The organism is Bradyrhizobium sp. 137 (assembly GCF_023074095.1).
In the GTDB taxonomy this organism is placed as follows: Bacteria; Pseudomonadota; Alphaproteobacteria; order Rhizobiales; family Xanthobacteraceae; genus Bradyrhizobium.
In genome coordinates this window covers 1-1,708 of sequence record NZ_JADPKU010000029.1, presented here as the reverse complement: position 1 = coordinate 1,708, position 1,708 = coordinate 1, and the positions used below count along the sequence as shown (strand labels likewise).

At 60.4% G+C, this 1,708-nt stretch carries 1 protein-coding gene and 1 pseudogene; both read right to left on the bottom strand.

All coding sequences use genetic code 11. The features are described 5' to 3' along the window. Nucleotides 1-382 precede the first annotated feature (382 nt). Nucleotides 383-973, bottom strand: a complete 591-nt coding sequence (locus IVA78_RS05580) for a hypothetical protein (protein WP_247464711.1) — start codon at nt 971-973, stop codon at nt 383-385. Nucleotides 974-1,094: 121 nt separating this feature from the next. Beyond that, a pseudogene (locus tag IVA78_RS05575) lies at nt 1,095-1,241 on the bottom strand (ATP-binding protein); the annotation flags it as partial. Nucleotides 1,242-1,708 lie beyond the last annotated feature (467 nt).

The following is a 1,708-nucleotide window of genomic DNA, read 5'->3' as shown; positions in this document are numbered from 1 at the left end:
GTCCCAAAGGGCGTGAACGAAGTCTTCGCCAGCCTCGAGTCGAACGTAGATGATCTCCTCGATCTTCCCTCTCATTCCTAGCCTTTTCTTCATGTCATAGACCTCCAGATGACAAGGTAAAACGCCTGAACCCCTCAGTCGCACACCTTTGATAGCTGATAGCCGCCCCGGGGGTTCTGCCGGGACACTACGGGATTCCGTAGCGGAATTTCCGCAATGTGGCGGTTCGCAAGGACGAAAGTCTTTGCCGGTGCCGGAGAATGCGACGTTTTTATACGATCAAGCATCGCCTCTGGGATCAAACGAGCAAAGCACCAGATCGCGTGGACTCTTGGAATTGGGCGAAGGTGGGCACGACAGGGTGGACACGCCGGTGGTGTTGCTAGGTATGGAGGACGGCCGTTACGCGGAGCTGGGCGCCGAGGTGCTTGAGATCGGTCGCGATGGTGGCGAGCGTCTCGGCGGCGCAGCGGAGCAGGATGGCACCTTCTTCTGGAAAGGGATGTCTCCGGGGGTGGCAAGGAGATAACGACACGTGAAGGAGGTTCGGCTTGCTGTTCGGCGACAGATTGCGCGCGTGCCATCGGTCAGGTGCAACGACCTGCAATCGCAGACGATCAAGCGGCTCGCGGGCTGGCTGATCGTCTGGTGGTAATTGAGGGTAGCGCGCCATGCGCAGGCTGCGAAGGTCGAGCAGCATCTGCATGGCAGAGTGCCGGCGCTGTCCTTCAAAAGCTGAGTGGCGAAACTGTGAAGCTTCGGCGAGCGCATGACGTGACGTTACCAGTCCACTTGCCTTTCGACCACGGATTACCCCATCCGCTGGCTGTCGATATCCGCGACTTTGGGGAAAACCACCTCCGACCAGCGTAATCGGGTGGCATAGACTGTTGTCAATGATGTGCGGCTTCTTTTGGCTCAGAAACACCACCTTGGCGATGCGCTCCGGGATCGAGCTGTGGCCGAGCGTCACGCCCCTGCGGATTCCGGGGATCGCGGGCAGGGATTCTGATTGAACGCGACCATGCAGTCCGATCGAAGGCGGCCACCTGTTCCGACGAAGGCGGCCGGGGGTGTCGTTGCCGGCAGTTGGGTCATGTTTTCTTGGTTGCGTCAAGATAGGCGCGCTGCGCAGTGATCTTTCGCATGCTGTCTCCCTTGAGTGCGAGGCGGTGGGCATTGTGAATGATGCGATCCAATATCGCGTCACCGAGAGTGGGATCGCCGAACACGTCAGAGTACCCCTATTCTTGAGCGGGTCGTGTCTCACGTCACGATCACCGACCCGCATCATTTTCTGTTTGGGCACCGCTTGAGGTGCTCAAGGAGCGGTCGGGGCGCGGTCCTGCCTACGTCGTTGTTGCGCTGCCGGACGGCCGGCCGCGGGCGGTTCGGATCGCGTCGACGGATCTTGCCGAGAACGCCGATCACGCCCCACCCGAACGCTGCCGATCTGCCGCGCATCAGTGCACGTACGCTGATCCCATTGATGCAACATTTGAGCGCGAGTCTCAGCCTTCTCGACGAGAAGGTGATTCGCGATGACCCACCGACCGCTTCCAGGTCGCGTTGCGTATCGACCACTGCCGACGTTGGCAAATCCACCCGGCCGCCCGACGGCCGACATTCCGCGCCTGTGGCCGAATCTATCGACCGCGACGCAAACCCAGATCGCTCAAATCCTCGCCACGCTGCTGCGGCGAATGCA